We start from the raw sequence: 15,916 nt of genomic DNA on the forward strand, positions 1-15,916 counted from the left end.
TCGAAAAACCGCCCTTCACCTATAAAATGATTATCAACTAAACGCCTACTTCAAAACTTCTTTTCCAGACTATCCTGTTCTTATCACAAAGAATAAATTCCACGCTGCCGCCGCCAATATCCACGATCAGGCTCATCTGCTCCAGGTTTACAGCAGCTCTTACTCCAATGTAAATAAGTTCTGCCTCCCGTTCCCCGTCAATTATTTCCAAATTGAGCCCGGTTTCCGATTTAATCTTTTCGATAAAGTCAGCACCATTTGACGCACTCCTGATTGCAGAAGTTGCTGCACTTTTTACCCTTGTAACCTGGTGATGGTCGATAGCTTCTTTAAAGGCTCTTATCGCTTTAAGTCCCCGCTCAAAAGCTTCCTTTGAGATATCACAACGGGAGATGCCCCCTTCGCCAAGTTTGACTGCTATTGTATCCTGATAAACAACTTCCGGGCCACCTGAACTAATATCAGCTATTAATAAATGAAATGTATTGGTCCCCAGATCCAGTATTGCTACCCGGTTCGGTTGGTTAGGATTGGAAATATCTGGATTATCCATATTGAGGAACATTAAATCGCCGCGGTCCTTCTAACAACCAACAACCAACGACTAACCCTTATACATAAACCATTTTCCAAGTTCCTTGAAACTGACTTTCTTTCCGTACATCAGAATACCTATCCGGTATATCCGCGAAGCAACCCATGTTGTGAAAATAAAACCACCAATAAGAAGCACTATGGATAAGGCTAATTCCCACATTGGAACTCCGAAAGGTAACCGGACCATCATCGCGATAGGGGATGTAAACGGTATAATGCTTAGCCAGAATGAGAGAGAACTGTCTGGATTGTTGACAATAAAGCTAAAGGACATAATATATGTGAAGAGTAGCGGCAGAGTAATGGGTAGCATAAACTGCTGGGTTTCGGTGTCACTGTCCACAGCCGACCCTACCGCTGCAAATAGCGCGCTGTAGAGCATATATCCTCCAAAAAAGAATATGATGAACGCTGGTAGTATGTAACTCCACTCAACCGTCTGTATCGCTTTTACTATATCTGTGCCCGGCCCCGATTGGGCTGCAACCTGTTGCTGTGCGGCAGGCAACTGTGACTTTACGATTTCCATTTTATCCTTAAATAGTACTTTTGTCGCCACTGTCATTAACGTGCCGGACAAAATGATCCAGAGAAGAAACTGTGTTAAACCAACCAGTCCAATGCCGATGATCTTACCCATCATGAGTTGGAAAGGACGTACAGAGGATATCACCACTTCTACTATCCGGCTTGTTTTCTCTTCTATAATCCCGCGCATTACCTGAATGCCGTAGATGAAAAGCGACATGTAGATAAGTATTGCAGCTGCAAAGCCTACTGCCATTGCTGCCCCCGAACTGCTGTCTTTTTCGCCCTCCAGGGTTAGTTGCTTCGAAACTATCTCAATATCTGGTTTGATATTATCCAGCGTTGCTGCATCAATTCCGGCATCCTGAAGCATCTTGTTCCTCATTTGATCATTAAGCTGATCTTCAATGGTGCTCATAACAGATAACCCCGCCTTTTTTTGCGAAAACAATTCTAGCTTTCCTCCGGTAGCAATATCCTTCGGTATATGAAGAAGAAAAGCTCCATCATCGGCGATAACTTTTTGTTTAGCCTGATCAAGCGGCTCGGTTGACGTATGGAATTTTACCGATTTTTTATCCTCTAAGCCCTTGGTAAAAATTCCGCTGTCGTCTATGACCTCCACGGTGGGTACATTATCACCACCGCTGATAGATAACGCGATTACCAGTGCGTACATCCCAATGATCAGCATAGGTACCAGAAAGGTCATTAGCAGGAATGACTTCTTTTTAACCCTGCTAAAATATTCCCTTTTAATTATGAGTAAGGTTTTGTTCATGACTTAATTCTTTACATTCTGAATAAATATGTCGTTCATACTTGGAATTACTTCCATGAATTCGCTCACCTGCACTTGTTGAATTAAATACTTAAGCACATCATTTGGCAAGTATTTGTCCTGGACTTTCACCGTTAAATAGATCAGGTCATTCTCAGTAGTTTGATCGATCACATTGAACATTTCATTTTCTGATGGCTTTAACTGGCCTGTAAAACCAATTCTATAAGTATTGCTTCGATACGCGTTTTTAATATCTTTTACTTTGCCGTCCAGTATCTTTTTTGATTTGTGGATAAGCGCTATGCTGTCACACAATTGTTCCACCGATTCCATCCTGTGAGTAGAGAATATGATCGTCGCGCCTTTACTGTTCAATTCCAATATCTCATTGGTGATTACCTGCGCATTTACCGGGTCGAAGCCTGAAAATGGCTCATCCAGAATGATCAATTCAGGATCGTGCACAACCGTAGCCACAAACTGAACTTTCTGCTGCATACCCTTGCTTAGATCCTCAACCTTTTTATTCCACCAGCTTTCGATCTCCATTTTTTCAAACCAGTATTTGACCCGTTGGGTAGCGTCGGCTTTACTCATTCCTTTCAATTGCGCCAGGTAGAGCATTTGCTCACCAATCTCCATTTTCTTATAAAGACCACGCTCCTCCGGAAGGTATCCTATTTTCGAGATGTGAGATTGATTCAATTTTTCTCCATTGAGAAAAACTTCCCCGCTGTCTGGTGCGGTAATTTGGTTTATTATTCGGATCAAAGAAGTTTTTCCGGCCCCGTTTGGACCCAGAAGCCCAAATACACTTCCTTTTTCAACTTCTATAGATACATCATCTAAAGCGCGATGATTGGCATATTGCTTAACAATATTTCTGATACTCAGCATCTCTTTATTTTATGGTTTTAACGAAGTTTAGATGGGCGCATGGCCATTTAGTTACATGGAACTTTCGTCATGGTTAGAAGTGTAAATTATTAAAATATTACCAAAAGGAAAGGTCAGGCTTTATTTTTTTTAGTTGTCGAACCTCCAAACCAGCTTTTAAGGATAGTGAATATTTCTGGAACGCTGTTCTTTTCTTTTCCTATAAGGAACCCGTAGGGCTTGAGGGGCTTGATATGATCGCAAAGAATCTTTACAATGCCAATCATGGGGATTGCAAGAATCAATCCAGGTATTCCCCATATAATTTCGAATAAAACCAGGGTCAGAATAGTGAAAAGGGGATTAATATTTACTTCCGAACCTACAACGAGAGGTTCCAGAATATAAGTTTGCAGGAACTGAACGATCAGATAGGTGGTAAGAACTCCTAAGATCATTTTATCATCCCCGCCCTGAGATAATACCATCAGGACAGTTAACGATGTTCCCATAAGGTTTCCTATGAAGGGGATTATTTCGAGGATGCCGCAAAGGACAGCGAAAAATAAAGCATTTTCAACCCCGGCGACACTAAATCCAATTCCATACAATATCCAGAGCATGACGATCATGAGGCCCATCCCTGAGATATATTTTTGAGCCATTTTTCCGGCATCATTGATTATCTGGTCCGCTTCTTTTGATTCTCCTGTCGGTACGATCATGAGCACAAACTTTTTCAGATGAGCTCGTAAGCAGATGAAGAGGAATAGATAGACCAGAACCAGTATGCCATCTACCAATATGCGCATTACCGAACTCAAAATTGCACCCGCAGTACCTATGGTTGAGCCCCCGGATGAAGATTGCTTACTCAACCATTCTTTCTGCTTTTCAGCTGAAATACCAATGTTTTTTGCTATAAATTGCTTTAGGTCCGCGGCGATTTTAACAAGTCTGTCACCAATTTGAGATAAGTCATTGGTAATGTCTGAAGCCTGCCAGGAAAGAAGTGCCGCAATCCCCGCGATACCAACTAAGAGCAAAAGAACACACAGTAAGCTTGCCACAGCACGACTAATACCTTTGCCTTCGAGCCATCTTGAAAAAGGTAAAAAAAGCATTGCCAGCAGCGACGCGATAGCAATCGGGATAAGGAACTCCCGGCCAAAATACATTCCGCTGATCACCAGGAAAGCAAAGAACAGAATGGATATGCTTTTTGAAAGGGATGGAGTGGCTGTGAACATGATGTGTTTTCAGTTTGAGATAAAAGGTTTCAGATAAGGATGGCTGATCCACACCATTTACCGGTAACAATCAATTCATCATCAAGTTTCGGTAGTAGCGGTTTATATTGCTGGTGAAGTGTCTGCCAACAGGACGGAAAGTTTTCCTAACCGCTTAAACTTTCCACTTGTCAACCGTCAACTGTCCACTGTTTAAAGCGTTACTTTAATTCCGCCAAAGAAATTTCTTCGGGGAGCGGCATTAAAGTACCGGCCACCAAACGCATTAAGGTCGTTGCCCAGGCTATAATTTTCATTGAGAAGGTTATCCACGCCAGCGAAGATATCTAAGGTGGGTTTTCCTGGAGTTGATTTTCTCCAGCCAGCTTTGAAATGTATCAGGTTGTAATCTCCGGAAAACAGGCTGTTCGCATCATTTAAAGGGATCTTAGAAGTATAGTTATGTTGCGCGAAAAGATAGAAATGTCGTTCAATCCGCAGATCAATACCACTTATTACTACTCCTCGCGGCACTCCTGTCAGGCGATTGCCTGAGTAATTAGCAGCTCTGCTAAGGTAATTTCTGAAGTAATATTTGCTCAAAGTATAACTGTTCTGAAGCTGTAAACCACTTACAAATCCTTTTGTACCCGGGTGGATTAGCCAGTAAGATGCCTGTGTTTCGAAACCAGATTGTTTTGTGCCTCCGGCGTTCAAATAGAATTCAGTATCATCAGCATTTACCCGGCGTACGATGGCACTCTCTAATCTGTAATTGAAGAGGGATGCGTCCAGCCAGAATCGGTCAGTTCTGTCGCGTAGGCGAATTCCACCTTCATAATTCCAGCCTGTTTCGGATTCAAGAGCAGGGTTTATTTTATTGTCTGATGCTCTAACTTCAGCAATTGTAGGAGTTGAATAGCCGCGGCTTACAGAAGTTCGTAAGGCCATACCGTCGCTTATCTGATAAGACAAAGCAAAGCGGGGCATTAATTGGGGATCAAATTTCCTCACGGAGTGAGAAGTAGCAGTCTGAACATTTTTGTCAAACTCGTATTTGTAATAATTGAAGCTGGCAGCGATTTCAGCGGTTAGCTTTTCACCGATATTGGCCGACAATCGGGTGAAATAAAAAAAATGGCGTGACATGATATCATCCTGCGCCTGAATATTTCCCCTCACTCCTCTGTTATTCGTGTAGTTTGCTATATCGGCGTTGGTGCCCTGTAACTCCAGACCAGCATTCCATTTCCAATTGATAGCCTTATTCGCGTTACTAACGAGTTCGAAATAGGTCCGAAGACCCAAAGTTCCTTCATCCCTGACCTCATAATTGGTTATGAAAGGGTTAAGGAAATCAGTATGAGATCCAAAAAGAGCAAGAACATGGCGAAAGTTACCTGACAAGTTAGTTTCATTTACTAATCCTCCGAAGAAAGTCTTGTTCTCAATCCTGGCTTTCTGCGCAACAGGGCCCGCAACAGCAGCCGTTGACGGTCGGGCAAGTTTTGGATTCGCCGCATATTGAGCAGTTGTTAGTCCGCCGGGAGTTTGATAATCAAGATCAGAGTATAGCGCTAGAAAACGGAGTTGGGTGGCTTTGGAATAGTTCCAGCGATATCCAACCTGCCCATAATGACGCTGCATCGAGCTGTGCTCGCGATAACCATCTGAGGTTTGGTAGGAATGACTGATATTTAAAGAATTATTAGTCCACTTTTTCTGTACGCCAATCTTTTCCTGGAACAAACCATACGAGCCACTGGTGATATGGGCAGATGCCCACGAGCTGTCGGACCGCTTATCGAATGGATTCAACAATACAACACCTCCTGAATTTGCCCCGAATAAGCTTCCATCCGGGCCTTTGAGGATCTCAATATTATTGATACTTCCTACGTCGAGAGAATTCAGATAAGTATTCCCGCCTGCATCTGTCAGCGGGAAATCGTCGATATATACTTTAACATTTCTAACGCCGAAAGGGGAGCGAAGTAAGCTTCCACGAATAGATAAACGGTAGCTTCCGGGCGATCGCTCTTCCATACGAACGCCCGCAATGCTGTTAAATGCAGGCAGCATAGAAATTCCGGGCTGGTCTCTCAAAGCCTTATTGCTTATTATGCTGACCGAGGAAGGTGTTTTCAGGATAAGCTGTTCCGAAATATATCCTCTAACCACCACTTCATTCATTCGCTGTATTGAATCAACTTTACTTTGAGAAAACCCGGTGTTGAAAGACAGCATAAATGCTATTATTAAAATAGTACCGAAGGCGCTAGATTTTGCAGGGATATTCATTAGAGACGGCCTTGTTAGTTTTATTTAGGCAATGCTAAATTATCAAAACTTCTATCCATTTGCTGTCCTATTGTCTAAAGAAATATGTGTTTTATGTAAAATTTCTGAATGAAAACCTGGTACCAGAATATAGAAAACCCATCCTTGATGGGGACAGGCCTTTACATATTTTGAGAAAGAAGCTTAAGCTGATAGCTCAGAGCTTGAAGTTATTCGAAATACTCCTTCATTTTATCGAAGAAGCTCTTTTCATTTTTTCCAGGTTGTGGTTTGAAGTTTGGAGAATCTCGGAGTTGATCCAGCATCTCGCGTTCATCTTTTGATAATGCTTTTGGTGTCCAAATGTTAACATAAATGAGTTGATCGCCCCGGTGATAAGAATTGACCTCCGGAACCCCTTTAGCTTTCAGACGAAGTATTTTGCCGCCCTGCGTTCCAGGCTCTATCTTGATCTTCGCTTTACCGTCTATAGTAGGAACTTCTACGCTTGATCCGATTGCCGCGTCAACGAAACTCACATGGAGGTCATATATAATGTTATTTCCTTCTCTTTTGAGGAACTCATGGGCAAGCTCCTCGATCAGGATGATAAGATCTCCGGAAATTCCACCACGGGGGGCCGCATTTCCTTTGCCGCTCATCGATAACTGCATTCCTTCACTTACACCGGCAGGAATATTGATATTGATCGTTTCTTCACCTCTTGTCAGGCCATCACCATGACAAACTGTACATTTTGCAGTTATTTCGCTTCCTTCACCATTACAAGTAGGGCAGGTGCTGGTAGTCTGCATTTGACCAAGAATCGTATTCGTAACACGCCTGACAGAACCGCTCCCGTTACAGGTGTGACAGGTATTGAATGAAGATTTGTCTTTTGCACCGCTTCCGTCACAGGTTTCACAAATGATCTGCTTGTTAACTTTAACCTTTTTTTCTACGCCTTTCGCTATCTCTTCCAGAGTTAATTTGACCTTGATCCGCAGATTACTGCCTCTTGAAACACGACGGCCTCCGCGCGATTGCTGCTGGCCACCAAAAAAACTATCAAATGGGCTTCCACCGCCGCCACCGAAAATATCCCCAAACTGGCTGAAAATATCGTCCATGTTCATATTTCCGCCACCATATCCACCGCCATTAGCGCTTGCCGCACCGCCCGCATGGCCGAACTGGTCATAGCGCTTCTTTTTATCAGCATTGCTAAGAACCTCGTATGCTTCGGCAGCCTCCTTGAAGTTATCTTCAGATTTCTTATCACCAGGGTTCTTGTCCGGATGATATTTGATGGCCATTTTGCGATATGCCTTTTTTATTTCATCCGCATTTGAAGTACGGGTGACGCCTAGTATATCGTAATAATCTTTTTTCCCCATTTTATTTAGCAATAATGCCTGATGATAAGCTTGTTAAATCCCCAATTTAACGAGCTTCATTTTTATGATCCTATAATAACTTTCGCGAACCGGATCACCTTATCATTAAGATAATAGCCCTTTTCCAACTCGTCAATAACTTTTCCTTTTAGATCATTGGAAGGTGCAGGAATGTTTGTAATTCCTTCATGAACGTCGGCGTCAAATTCTTTCCCTTTCGCTTCCATCTCCTTTAATCCCTTATTTGTAAGCGTGTTTTTCAATTTTTGATGAACAAGCTTTACTCCTTCTTTTACTGATTCAATATCAGTAGCAGTTTCCATTGATTTTTGTGCCCGTTCAAAATCATCAAGAACCGGTAAAAGATCGACGATTACATCTTTGCCTGCTATTTGTAGTAATTCAAGTCGTTCTTTACTTGTGCGGCGTTTGAAGTTATCGAATTCTGCGTAAAGACGGAGGTGTTTATTCTGCCATTCTGCGACTTCTGCTTTTAATTTTTCTTCTTCAGATAAAGAGCCATCTTTAGCTTCATCCGTATTTTCTGTTTCAACTTGTTCTTCCGATTCCGGTGCAAGATTATCTTCCTGCAATTCATTTAATTCCCGATCATCAGGTAAATTATTCTCTTCCATTTTATTCTTCTTCATTTTATTCAACATGTCTGAAAGACGCATGACTGCGTATGACAATTTTTTTGCCAAAAGTTTAAATAGGACAGAGTGGCAGTGATTATATCGTTACATCCTCATGCACCTGTCCGCCCTCACATTTGATTATCCTTGAAGGGAATGTGCGGATAATGTGATAATCGTGCGACGCCATAAGTACAGATGTTCCTGAAAGGCTGATCTGTTTCAAAAGGGTTACTATTTCTTCTGAAGTGTCAGGGTCCAGGTTTCCGGTTGGCTCATCTGCGAGAATTAATTCCGGATCATTAAGCAATGCGCGGGCAATCACTACTCGCTGTTGCTCACCGCCGGAAAGCTCATGTGGCATTTTTTTGATCTTAGAACGTAAACCTACTTTTTCCAGAACATCGCGGGCACGTTCCGAAATAAGCTTTTTATCCTTCCAGCCTGTTGCTTTCATCACAAACTCGAGGTTCTGCTCAATAGTTCGGTCGGTTAGTAGCTGGAAATCCTGAAACACGATACCAAGCTTACGCCGAAGAAAAGGGACATCCTTCTCTGCCAGTTTCTTGAGGTCGAAGCCCGCTACTTGCCCCTCGCCATTTCCGATATGAAGGTCGCCATAAATGATTTTTAGCAAACTGCTTTTTCCGGAACCGGTTTGTCCGATAAGGAAGACGAACTCGCCCTTATCAATATGGAGGTCAACATTGTTTAATACCAGGTGCTTTTGCTGATAAACATCGACGCCCTGTAATTTAATAACAGAATTACCAGTCATAATCAGATATCTAATTTTAGTATTTGCCCGAAAGGGAGGTCTCTAATGGTATCCATAATGTAATTAGCGTGTTCCGCTAGTCCGGCCTTGTCAAGTGCCTTCTCAGGTCTATCCAGACGAAAATATGCCAGCAAAGTAAATTTTTCGTCCCTTAACTGAACATAATCCGGGATTTTAGCAACACCCTTAACCTTTATTACATACATGAGGTTCAAAGTTACGAATTAGTATTAAGTCGCTAGTATCAAGTATTAAGATTTAAGAAAAGGAATGGATGAACTTTGTTTAAACGTATGGTAAGCTGGTCTTGATACCTCTACCTGATACTTCTTACTTGATATTCCTAAAAAAAGCCACCGTATCCACCCCATCTGCATAGTCCCATAACTTTGGCTTCTGACTTTCGCCCGGGTTTACCGCTTCAATCCCTAGTTTATCGCCTGACACTACACATTGAATCTGATCTGCCTTTTCGATGAGTTCCTTCTCCAGCATCCGCACGTCGTCATATTCCTGGTAATAGAGTACCGCAAGGGGAGAAGCTAGACGTTCATCCTCCTTTAGCAACAGGAATCCATTATCTAAATGTCTATCCAGATTTACAAGAAAAATTGATTTGTTATAATCGTAATTGTTATTGTATTTGTGATGATCGATAATGGGTTTAAAGCTCTCAATCCCTTCGAAAAAATGCTTGAAATCGTACCCGCGCGGAACATAGATCTTTGATACATTTCTGCAGCCAAGACCAAAGTAATCGAAAATGTCGTGGCCAAGTTTTGTTAGTTCATCGCTCGTTTCATTTCCATTCAGAATGGCTACGCTGTTACGATTCCTGCGGATGACGTGGGGGACCTTGCTGAAATAATATTCAAAGTACCGGGATGTGTTATCACTCCCTGTAGCGATCACTGCATCAAAATCAACCAAACGATCGATATATTCTATCTGTTTTTTAAAGCCCGGTTCTATTTCTGTTAATTTCTGAAGAATGTAAGGGATCAGCTTTATGTCCTGAGATGAAAGTTTGATCAGGGCTCTATTACCTGTTGCGAGGACACATAGGATATCGTGAAATCCAACAAGCGGAATGTTCCCGGCTAGAATAAGGCCCACTGAATATGGATCGTGTTGTACAGACTGTGCATCGTCTCCAATCCATTGCTCCAGATCCGCTTCGTTTAGCATTTCAGCAATTGCTTCCACGGCCTTCGCTGTACTCTCGGGGGTAAACCAGGCATTAAATTGCTTTGCAGAATGTATCAGCGCGATCAAATCTTGTTCGGGATTCTTTAAAATCGTCCCTAATTTCGCAAAAGCCTCCAATCGTTGTTTGGTTGTCAAAATCTCAGTCATCAAAAAAAATACTTCAAATAATGTTATATTTGTGTCGTTTTAAAACAATTACCCCCGATTGGGTGTAAAATTAACTTAACAAATAGAATTTTAGACAGAGATGGCAATTAAAATCACCGATGAGTGTATTAACTGCGGGGCATGTGAACCAGAATGCCCGAATAATGCAATTTATGATGCCGGGGCTGCATGGAGATTTTCAGATGGCACGGGACTGAGTGGAGTGATTGATTTTGGAGACGGTACTACCCTTGATGCAGGCGAAACTCAATCTGCAATTTCAGATGAAGTTTATTATATCGTTCCTGATAAATGTACAGAGTGTGTAGGATTTCACGATGAGCCTCAATGCGCGGCCGTATGTCCTGTAGATTGCTGTGTTGATGACGAAGACATCCGCGAAAGCCGTGAAGAGCTGCTTGCTAAAAAAACATGGCTTCACGCTGAGTAGAAGATATACTTTTAATGGAGAGGCGGGTACTTTATGAGTAGCCGCCTTTTTTGTGAGGGCTGAAGTCGGATGTCGGAAGTCTGATGCCGGAAGGATAAAGTGAAACGCAGTTATTGGATTTACACCGTGAGGTACGTTTAGCTCTGACCTCCGACCTCCGACCTCAAGCCTCCGGTTTCGGAATAATCAACACCGGGCATTTCGCTCGTTTCGCAACACTTGCCGACACACTTCCCGAAATAAAGTGATCCAGGCCCGTTCTTCCATGAGTTCCTAAAATGATCAAATCTGCTTTATATTCTTCTGATACAGCGAGAATTTCGTCCTGGGGACGACCAATCCGCATATAAGTTGTCATTTTCACGTCACCGTATTGATCTTCGATCCTTTTAAATAGACTCTTACTGGCTTCTTCCTGGACCTCCATCATTTCAGGGATCATTAACGGAGTTTCACTCAGCATTGGATCGGCGATAAACGGGGTATTTACAGGTATTTCATCGGCATGAACGAGAGCTACTGTTGAACCCATTTTTTTTGCCAGCATCATACCATACCGGATGGCCTGATCTGAATAAGGACTGTCTTCAACCGCGATTAAAATTCTACTTATTGTATCCTGGGTTTTCATAATATAATAACAAGTTTCACTAACTTATGTTTCCCTACTGCAAAGTGCAGCTTTCTCTTTAAAAGCAAAAGTTTGCAGATTCGCTGCCCTATCTTTTTATATTTGCTACTCGTTTACACTGATGTTCTTTATATATTTGGACCTTATTTACTCCAATTACGCTTACATCGGTTTGTTTGCATTATGAATCAGCAGTTTGGCGTCTGTAATCTTTGTCTGATACCATTACGGGCCGAACCCTCGGACCGAAGCGAAATGTCGTCCCAGTTATTATTCGGGGATCATTTCACCATACTGGAATCGGCAGATAAATGGCTGAGGATATTGACAGCGCATGACGAGTACGAGGGTTGGATTGACCGCAAGCAATTTGAAGAGATTGAGCATGCTGCATTTGTAGCTCTCCACGATCTGAATACAATCCTTGGCCTTTCAATTACTCATAGCGTAACAAAAACGTCAAGCAATGAAAAACTCAGTCTAATTGCGGGCTCTAATATTCCAAATACCCTCGACGGGTTTTTCTACCTAAGGGATACCAAATACAGGCTGGAAGGGGAAGCTGTAACTCCTGCAAAAGATAAGTTCAGAACTGGCGTGCCCAGTGTGGCCCTGTTCTACCTGAATGCGCCTTATTTGTGGGGAGGAAAGTCCGTTTTCGGTATTGACTGCTCTGGCCTAACACAAATGGTGTTCAGGCAGTTTGGGATAAAACTTAAACGCGATGCCTATCAGCAGGCTGAACAAGGCGAACTTGTAGGCTTTCTGCAAGAGTGCATAGCGGGGGACCTCGCCTTTTTTGATAATGAAGAGGGTAGGATCGTTCATGTTGGCATTATGCTCGATAATGAACGGATAATTCACGCGTCGGGCAGGGTTCGGATAGACGCAATTGATAATCAGGGAATTTATGCTACTGAATTGAAAAGGTATACACATAAGCTGAGGATTATAAAAAGACTTTAAGTTGTACCTACAATTCAAAACTTACATCCCAAACCTTTACCAGCTTATCATCGCCAACAGAGATTAACCTGTTCTCTGAATCCCAAATAATCTTATTTATAGAAAGGCGGTGCATTTCGTAGCCTTTATCAAAGCTCAGTGTTTTCTTAAGCTCAAAATTCTCTGAATTCCAGATCTTGATGCTTTTATCCCTGCTTGCTGTAGCGAAATAGGGGAGTTCGGGATGAAATGCAATGCTATAAATAGAGAAAAGGTGCGCTGCGATGTTCTGAGTGAGAGTATAGTCGGATGTGCTCCATACTTTCAGCTGAGCGTCCCTGCTACCGGACAGGAGAAATTTTCCATCAGGTGAGAATTGAAGGGAAGTAACGGGAAGGCTATGCTGATTAAGCTCTGCAATCAGGCTATAATCCTCAAGCCGGTATATCCTAACGTTATTATCCTTGCAGCCAAATGCCACTGTCTTTTCATCCGGACTAATACTAATAACACGGACGGTATCCGGGGAAACCTTGAAGTTATATAGCATTTTCATGCTCAGCAGATCCCAGACCGATACTGTTCCGTCCTCAGATGAAAGAAGCAGTTCGTTTTTGCTCACTACCGTTCTTATGTCAAAGACAGGAAGCTTATGGTGCTGCAGTACATGTGTTACTTTTTGTTCTGTAAAATCAAAGATGTCCACCTGACCATTTCTTTCCCCCGCTATTAGAAGAGGCTTGCCTATCGGGCAGTGCAGGGTATATACCGAAGAACGAACCGGGAACATGACCTTGATAAAGCTCATTGTCTTGAGGCTCCATTCCACCACACCTTTATCATTGCCTGCGGTAAAAAGGATTCCGGGTTTTTGGGAGTTTTCTGCTGTAAATATTGGATTTTGATGGCCAGAAAGAGTTCCCTTAAGCTTAATTTCGATCATAGCAGAGAGTATGGTTCTAACTCCGGATTTCAGTTTTCCACTTTCAGTTTTCCGTTTATTTAACAGGATGCCGGTCAGCCAGATTCTTTGCGATGGTTTCCAGACTTACACTCTTTTCTTTCATCAACACCAGCAAGTGGAAAACAAGATCAGAAGCTTCGTTTACAAAGTCATTTTCGGTTTCATTCAGGGCCGCAATAACCGTTTCCACACCTTCTTCACCTACTTTTTGGGCTATTTTATTCAAACCCTTCCCGCGAAGCTTATTTATGTATGAGCTCTCGACCGGGTTGGTATAACGGTCAGCGATGATATTTTCAAGCTCAAAAATAAAGTTTTGATTATATTCAGTGTTAAAGCAGCTTCTCGAACCTGTATGACAGGTTGGACCTTCGGGCTTAACCTTTATAAGCAGTGTATCATTATCGCAATCTTGCTTTATTGAAATAACATTCAGGAAATTTCCGCTCTCTTCTCCTTTTGTCCATAGACGGTTTTTAGTCCTTGAAAAAAAGGTTACTTTGTTCTCCGACGCAGTTTTTTGATATGCCTCGTCATTCATATATCCCAGCATCAGAACCTCAAGAGTTTTCTCATCCTGAATGATCACCGGAACAAGTCCATCACTTTTGTTAAAATCAATCTTCATAGGTAGTTGTTGGTTGTTGGTTGTTAGTTTTTAGGTTGGGTGGTCTAGACGCTTAGTCCGACAACCAACAACCAACAACTAACAACTGGTAACATTATATTCTTACCTCAATATTATGCCGTTTCAGCTCTTCTTTAAGATCCGGTATCAATATCTCACCGTAGTGAAAAACTGAAGCTGCTAATGCAGCGTCGACGTTTGTTTTATGAAACAGGTCTACAAAATGCTGCACATTGCCGGCACCTCCGGAAGCGATCAATGGAATTCCCAAGGTATCGTTGATCTTCTTTAATAAGCCGTTATCAAATCCTCCCTTAGTTCCGTCATGATCCATCGACGTAAGTAATATTTCTCCTGCTCCGCGTTCTTCTGCTTCTTTGATCCAGACCTCTGTTTCAATATCCGTTTTAATCCGACCACCGTTCAGATGGACATAGTTTTTACCGTCTATATATTTAGTGTCTATCGCCACCACCACAAACTGTTTCCCAAAGGCAAGCGCGAGTTCGTCGATAAAAGCCGGATTTCTGACCACTGATGAATTAACTGAGATCTTATCCGCGCCGGAGTTTAGCAGAATATCAGCATCAGCGATCTCATTTATTCCGCCACCAATAGTAAATGGAATATTTATTTGAGTAGCAACTGATTTTACCAGCTCTACAAGTGTTTTACGTTTTTCGTGAGTAGCTGTGATATCCAGGAATACTAGTTCATCAGCGCCTTGTTGTGAATATTGATAAGCAAGCTCTACCGGGTCTCCAGCATCGCGCAAAGCTACAAAATTGACACCCTTAACCGTACGGCCGTCTTTTACATCAAGGCAGGGAATTATTCTTTTGGCCAGGCTCGTGTATGTTACAAGATTTCCTGAAAAGGCATGGGTTGTTTGGCTAGTCAAAGCAGAGATCAATTAAAAGCTGATCAAGGCTTTTAGGTTCCAATCTTTTATTTCTTCAATGGTAATGCGTTTTTCGTAAATCGCTTTTCCAACAACACAAGATTCTACTTTTATCTCCTGAAGTTTTTCAATATCGTCCATTGAACTGATACCACCCGACGCAATGAGCTTAATAAAAGGAGAATGCTCCAGAAGCTTCTTATACAGATCAACTCCGACACCGCCCAGCTTCCCGTCCTTGTCGATATCCGTACAAAGGAACCTGAAGAAACCAAGGTGGAGGCATTTGTCAACATAATCCATCATCTTTATGGGAGAGCTTTCCATCCAGCCCGAATACTTGATGACTTCATCCAGCACATCTATAGCTACGACTATTTGATCCTGGGATTTGTATTTTCCGCAAATCTCCGTACTGAGCTCTGGAAGAAATTCTGCATTGGTAAGCGCCTGTGTGCCAACAATAATCCTGTGTATACCCGAATCGATCAGCTCTTTTACCTTGTCGATACTTCGAACGCCACCGCCATACTGGACTTTGATGTCTGTTTTATTGATGATCTCAAACAGAAATTTCTGATTGCTGAAGTCACCTTTTGCGCCGTTTAAATCGATGATATGTATGAATTCTGTGCCGTTTGACTGATACTTCTCGATCATTTCCTCGAGGGTAACATCATAAAAAGTAGCTTGCTCGTAATCTCCTTCGCGGAGGCGGACAACCTTTCCGTTTAAAATATCAATGGCTGGGATTATATACATGTGATTATGTTAGTTGTGAGAAATTCTTCAATAATTGTTCGCCGGCCAGACCGGATTTTTCAGGGTGAAACTGCACGCCATAAAAGTTATCTTTTTGAATAACCGCAGAAAATTTTATTCCGTATTCTGCCAAAGCGATCGTAAATTTAGAATTAAATTCTATAAAATAAGAGT

16 protein-coding genes and 2 pseudogenes are annotated in these 15,916 nt (G+C 42.2%); 2 read left to right on the forward strand and 16 right to left on the reverse strand.

Features of this window, described 5'->3' with window-relative positions; genetic code table 11:
- Positions 1-37: 37 nt before the first annotated feature.
- The 10 genes from WKF69_RS12790 to WKF69_RS12835 all read right to left on the reverse strand — a co-directional run bounded on the left by WKF69_RS12790 (position 38) and on the right by WKF69_RS12835 (position 10,460).
- Positions 38-553, reverse strand: a complete 516-nt coding sequence (locus tag WKF69_RS12790; protein ID WP_340382424.1) for a hypothetical protein — start codon at positions 551-553, stop codon at positions 38-40.
- A 51-nt stretch (positions 554-604) separates the two neighbouring features.
- Complete coding sequence (locus tag WKF69_RS12795; RefSeq protein ID WP_340382426.1) at positions 605-1,906, reverse strand: ABC transporter permease; 1,302 nt, start codon at positions 1,904-1,906, stop codon at positions 605-607.
- Positions 1,907-1,909: 3 nt separating this feature from the next.
- Positions 1,910-2,806, reverse strand: a complete 897-nt coding sequence (locus WKF69_RS12800) for an ABC transporter ATP-binding protein (protein WP_340382428.1) — start codon at positions 2,804-2,806, stop codon at positions 1,910-1,912.
- 113 nt (positions 2,807-2,919) lie between these two features.
- Positions 2,920-4,035: an AI-2E family transporter gene (locus WKF69_RS12805; RefSeq protein ID WP_340382430.1), complete on the reverse strand. Its 1,116-nt coding sequence runs from the start codon at positions 4,033-4,035 to the stop codon at positions 2,920-2,922.
- Between the two features lie 192 nt (positions 4,036-4,227).
- Positions 4,228-6,261 (reverse strand): TonB-dependent receptor, encoded by a 2,034-nt coding sequence (locus tag WKF69_RS12810; protein ID WP_340382432.1) that lies wholly within the window; start codon positions 6,259-6,261, stop codon positions 4,228-4,230.
- Between the two features lie 263 nt (positions 6,262-6,524).
- Positions 6,525-7,691, reverse strand: a complete 1,167-nt coding sequence (gene dnaJ / locus WKF69_RS12815; RefSeq protein WP_340382434.1) for a molecular chaperone DnaJ — start codon at positions 7,689-7,691, stop codon at positions 6,525-6,527.
- 62 nt (positions 7,692-7,753) lie between these two features.
- Positions 7,754-8,341, reverse strand: coding sequence for a nucleotide exchange factor GrpE (locus WKF69_RS12820; RefSeq protein ID WP_340382436.1), 588 nt, complete (start codon positions 8,339-8,341; stop codon positions 7,754-7,756).
- A gap of 82 nt (positions 8,342-8,423) precedes the next feature.
- Entirely contained in the window at positions 8,424-9,104 is a 681-nt protein-coding gene (locus tag WKF69_RS12825; protein WP_340382438.1) for an ATP-binding cassette domain-containing protein, read from the reverse strand.
- A gap of 2 nt (positions 9,105-9,106) precedes the next feature.
- A complete protein-coding gene (locus WKF69_RS12830) occupies positions 9,107-9,310 on the reverse strand; it encodes a fructose-6-phosphate aldolase (RefSeq protein ID WP_340382440.1) in 204 nt (67 codons plus the stop codon).
- A 124-nt stretch (positions 9,311-9,434) separates the two neighbouring features.
- A complete protein-coding gene (locus WKF69_RS12835) occupies positions 9,435-10,460 on the reverse strand; it encodes an acyl-CoA reductase (protein ID WP_340382442.1) in 1,026 nt (341 codons plus the stop codon).
- Positions 10,461-10,560: 100 nt separating this feature from the next.
- Between WKF69_RS12835 and WKF69_RS12840 the strand changes: the two genes are divergently transcribed.
- On the forward strand, positions 10,561-10,911 hold the full coding sequence (locus WKF69_RS12840) for a 4Fe-4S dicluster domain-containing protein (protein ID WP_340382444.1): 351 nt from the start codon (positions 10,561-10,563) through the stop codon (positions 10,909-10,911).
- A 163-nt stretch (positions 10,912-11,074) separates the two neighbouring features.
- Here WKF69_RS12840 and WKF69_RS12845 read toward each other — a convergent pair whose 3' ends face one another.
- On the reverse strand, positions 11,075-11,542 hold the full coding sequence (locus tag WKF69_RS12845) for a universal stress protein (RefSeq protein WP_340382446.1): 468 nt from the start codon (positions 11,540-11,542) through the stop codon (positions 11,075-11,077).
- Positions 11,543-11,725: 183 nt separating this feature from the next.
- Here WKF69_RS12845 and WKF69_RS12850 point away from each other — a divergent pair, with 183 nt between their 5' ends.
- Entirely contained in the window at positions 11,726-12,508 is a 783-nt protein-coding gene (locus tag WKF69_RS12850) for a C40 family peptidase (protein WP_340382448.1), read from the forward strand.
- Positions 12,509-12,515: 7 nt separating this feature from the next.
- Here WKF69_RS12850 and WKF69_RS12855 read toward each other — a convergent pair whose 3' ends face one another.
- The 5 genes and pseudogenes from WKF69_RS12855 to WKF69_RS12875 all read right to left on the reverse strand — a co-directional run.
- Positions 12,516-13,430 carry a WD40 repeat domain-containing protein gene (locus WKF69_RS12855; RefSeq protein WP_340382450.1) on the reverse strand — a complete coding sequence of 305 codons (915 nt, stop codon included), beginning with the start codon at positions 13,428-13,430 and terminating at the stop codon, positions 12,516-12,518.
- A gap of 55 nt (positions 13,431-13,485) precedes the next feature.
- Positions 13,486-14,085 (reverse strand): annotated as a pseudogene (gene hisIE / locus WKF69_RS12860) (bifunctional phosphoribosyl-AMP cyclohydrolase/phosphoribosyl-ATP diphosphatase HisIE); the annotation flags it as partial.
- Between the two features lie 88 nt (positions 14,086-14,173).
- On the reverse strand, positions 14,174-14,980 hold the full coding sequence (gene hisF, locus WKF69_RS12865) for an imidazole glycerol phosphate synthase subunit HisF (protein ID WP_340382451.1): 807 nt from the start codon (positions 14,978-14,980) through the stop codon (positions 14,174-14,176).
- A gap of 12 nt (positions 14,981-14,992) precedes the next feature.
- Positions 14,993-15,742: a 1-(5-phosphoribosyl)-5-[(5-phosphoribosylamino)methylideneamino]imidazole-4-carboxamide isomerase gene (hisA, locus tag WKF69_RS12870; protein ID WP_340382453.1), complete on the reverse strand. Its 750-nt coding sequence runs from the start codon at positions 15,740-15,742 to the stop codon at positions 14,993-14,995.
- A gap of 4 nt (positions 15,743-15,746) precedes the next feature.
- Positions 15,747-15,916 (reverse strand): annotated as a pseudogene (locus WKF69_RS12875) (imidazole glycerol phosphate synthase subunit HisH); the annotation flags it as partial.

This window comes from Daejeonella sp. (assembly GCF_037719425.1).
Classification (GTDB): domain Bacteria; phylum Bacteroidota; class Bacteroidia; order Sphingobacteriales; family Sphingobacteriaceae; genus Daejeonella.